Origin of the sequence: uncultured Caballeronia sp., assembly GCF_964243625.1 — a bacterium.
Lineage (GTDB): Bacteria > Pseudomonadota > Gammaproteobacteria > Burkholderiales > Burkholderiaceae > Caballeronia.
The window spans coordinates 1-3,719 of record NZ_CAXTGZ010000592.1 but is presented as its reverse complement, the minus strand read 5'-3'; the positions used below and the strand labels follow the sequence as shown (position 1 = coordinate 3,719).

Genomic DNA, 3,719 nt, shown 5'->3' with positions numbered 1-3,719 from the left:
AGACGACCCGGTTGACCGGCTCGATGGGATCGGCGCGCTCGCCGAACGATGCGTTCGCGTCGTCGCCGGCCGTGCGCGTCGTCGCGCAACCGGTCGCGAGGGACGCCGCCAGTACGACGGCGCCCACCGCATCAGAAACCGGTGTCAGATTGAGGTCATCGCCGCGGATCATGATGATGTCCGCCTGCTTGCCCGGCGTAAGCGAGCCGATTTTATGATCAAGACCGTTTGCACGCGCACCGGCGAGCGTGGCGAATTCGAGCACGTCGCGCATCGACAGCGTGGCCGGTGCGTTCGCAATCTTCGAGTGGTTGCCGCCCATCCACGAACGGTAATAGGCGAACGCATGCCGCATCTGCGTGAACATATCGCCTGAGCACTTCGTTTCAGTGTCGCCGCTCAGGCTGGGTCGAATGCCGACCGCGAGCAGCTTATCGAGTGGAATATCACCGATGCCCTGTGCGTTCATTTCGCAGTGGACACCGAGCGAGGCGCTTACGCCGGCATCGGCCATCATCGCGATCTCGTCCGCGCCACAGAAACAGCAATGCACGAATGTCAGGTCGTCCCGCAACACGCCGGCCTCATGCATCTGCGCAACCGCTCTCACGGTGCCGTTGCGCGCATAGGCGCCCATATGGATGGTCGAGCGGACGCCGAGTTCGCGGGCAAGACGCAGATCGGATAGCCAGACGTCGCGACGCGCCATTTCGGGGCCGCGTGCCGCCATCGCCAGCGTGAGCAGTTGATCGTCAGACGAGAAGAACCGTTCCCGTAGGCGGCGAATGTCATTAGGGTGGCCGCGCTGGCTGTCGAACATCCACGAAGCACCGTCGACCAGCGGCCAGCCATGGGCGAACACACCGCGAATATTTGCCTCGTGCAAGCCCTTGATCGCCGCGTCCGAATGTTCCGGGCTGTTCTGCACGTGCGACCAGTCGAGCATGGTGGTGATGCCGCCGTCCAGCGCTGAGACCGCGCCGAGCAGCGTACCGACGTAGACGTCCTCCGGCCGGAACGCGGCACCTTTGGCGCCCAGCATTTCGGCGAAGTAGATCTGCGGATCGATATCAGCATAGCGATGACGCACGCAGGTTTGCCACGTGTGACGATGCGTATCGACAAAGCCCGGCAGCACGATCATGCCACTCGCGTCGACATGCTCGGCATCGGGAGCGTCAATGCGGGGCTCGACGGCAATGATAGCCTGCCCTTCGATCAGAACGTCACCGGTGGGCAAGTCGCCGATAGTCTCGTCCATACTCAGGACCCAGCCACCCGTGAGCAGAATTCGTTGTTTGTTCATGATGTCATCGCTTCAGCCATTTACCAATTTGCGCTTCGGCCTCGCCGACTCGCGCCAGATCGTTGCTAGCCCATGCAACGTAGCCATCGGGCCGCACCAACAGAGCTTTTACACCTTCCATCGATGCAGGAATGTGCGCGGCGCTCGCTTGCAATACCGTGACAGGCAATCCTTTCACGTCCAGTCCTGCGAACTGGCGACTGAAGCCCTCGAGGTCGAGCAACACGAGATGTCGGCAGCGAAGCGCTTCGGTCACTGAAACCCAACGGCCGTCGGGTAACACAAGATCGAAATCGGGGCAGCGTTGGCCGGTTAGTGAATGGCTATCCGCGTCGCGTGGGTAAGGCGCTTCAAGGCCGCACAGCTCGAGCACGAGCTTGCGTTGCACATCTGGCAGCGGCACGATGTGTTCCTGCATCCGGCGCTTGAGGGCCACCGCCTCCATGTCGAAATTGAACTGCAGCGCGCACTGCGCCTTCACGCTATCGAGCAGCGCGTGCATGACGGGCAGACGTTCTGCGTTGTAAGTGTCAAGTGTGGCCGGATCAGCCACACCGTTAATGACATTGGCGAGTTTCCAGCCCAGATTGAAGGCGTCCTGCAGACAGAAATTCATGCCGACACCGCTCGCCGGGTAATGAATGCGTGCGGATTCGCCAACCAGGAAAGCGCGACCTTGGCGCAAGCTCGGCACCGCACGCATCTGGTCATCAAAACGCGAGGCCCATCGATAGCCCTCGATGCCGTAATCCGTACCGTGCACATCCCGGATGCATTGCAGCGCTTCTTCAAGAGTGACGGGCTCGTCCTTCGGCGCGTGGCGTCGGTCGCGGTGCACGATATTGAACCGGGTAATCCCTTTGCCGAACGTATAGCCGCGTACCCACCCCATTTCGTTATCCATATTGATCCGGCCACCTGGCCATGGCGCCTTCAACTCGGCATCGAGCACGATGCCGCGGAACGTACCGGAGTGTCCCTCGAACGGCAGGCCGATTTTCGATCGTACGATGCTGCGGCCGCCGTCCGCACCAATCAGGTACTGCGCGCGCAGCGTCGAGATAACGCCCAAGGCATCGGCCACCTCGACCTCGACGCCCTCCGGATGCTGGCGGACATCCTGCACGTCAGCGCCGCGTTGCACCTGAACGCCCGTTTTAATCGCCCATTCCCACAGGACTTCTTCAGTCAAGTTCTGCGGCAGGCCCAACGTGAAACCGAAGCGCGTTTCCAGATACTTCCATTCGATCGGATGAAACCCCGCCCAGATATGGGACGGCCGGAACGGATAGTCGGCGATCTTGCGCGTTTTTTCGATGAACCTGTCGGCAATACCTCGGGCGTCGAACAGCTCCAGCACGCGTGGCAAGATCGTACCGGCGCGTGACTGAACACCCTCCGTACGGCGTTCCAGCACCAAAGTTTTCACACCTTCACCAGCTAGTTCCGCGGCTATTGTCAGGCCCGATGGACCGCCGCCAACCACTATCACGTCCCACTGCATCATCTTTCTCCATCCACTATGTGGTGAGGGATCCGTTGCCGCGATCCCTTCGCTCAAGCCGCGTCCCAGAGCCGGTGCGCGAAGCGCCGGTCCGGAACAACATCCGTGTCATCAGAAAAGGTGTGTCATCCCGACTTCGAGTTCGACCTGCCGGGATGTCGTCGCTAGCGCCTGGTTGCGCATTACCGCCAATTGGCCGCTACCGGCCAATTGCAGCACGCTGAGCATGTAGAGGCTCGTGCGTTTCGAAAGCGCATAGTCCAGGTGCGCATGAAGCTGGTTCCATTTGTAGGTCTCCAACCTGGTGTATGAATAGCCGCCGCCGATTCGCATTTGCGTGGTGAGATACTTGTAAGCGCCGACATCGATGGTCTGCGCTGTTTCCGACTGACCGGCCGCCGTCAGGTGCGTGTAGCTGTAGTTGCACATCACACGTACGGTGTCGCCCGAATAGGCCACGCCGACTGTCGTCGTGTTCTGGTTCTGGCTGACTGTTCGCGTTGGGTTTGCAGCGAAGTTGATGCCATACAACTGGCTTACGCCCAGTCTGGTGTAAGGCGCATATGGAACTCCATCGACCGATTCCCACACCAGCATCGTCTGGAACGGGCCACTTGTGAAACTGGCTTCAGCGCCAACCGTGCGTCCTGTGTTCGTTGTCGAACCCTGTTGCCCAAAACCGTACTGGGCGCCAAACTGGAGAGCGCCGCCGAATACAGGCGATTTGTACTTGATCAGGTTGTTTAGCGAATTGCCGACGGTCCGGTCCAGATTACCGGGATGGGTTGCCAAAAAAGATGTGTAGCGCTCGGACGTTAGCGGAACGAGGTCGGCAAGCAGGTCATACATCGACCCAAGTGTCAGCGTGCCTGCCTTGTTCGATTTCAGGCCGATGTAGCTTTCGAATGG

3 protein-coding genes are annotated in these 3,719 nt (G+C 60.2%); all 3 read right to left on the bottom strand.

The window, feature by feature from the left end:
• Positions 1-1,306, bottom strand: a 1,306-nt coding sequence (locus tag ACFFAR_RS27645) for an amidohydrolase family protein (RefSeq protein ID WP_375508861.1), incomplete at its 3' end; no start/stop codon positions are given.
• Between the two features lie 4 nt (positions 1,307-1,310).
• Positions 1,311-2,813 (bottom strand): FAD-dependent monooxygenase, encoded by a 1,503-nt coding sequence (locus ACFFAR_RS27640; protein WP_375508860.1) that lies wholly within the window; start codon positions 2,811-2,813, stop codon positions 1,311-1,313.
• A 108-nt stretch (positions 2,814-2,921) separates the two neighbouring features.
• A partial coding sequence (locus ACFFAR_RS27635) for a porin (protein WP_375508859.1) occupies positions 2,922-3,719 on the bottom strand: 798 nt, incomplete at its 5' end.

Bases quoted from the DNA above. Each gene is read 5' to 3' on its own strand.
- ACFFAR_RS27640 (WP_375508860.1), bottom strand. From the start codon at position 2,813: ATGATGCAGTGGGACGTGATAGTGGTTGGCGGCGGTCCATCGGGCCTG.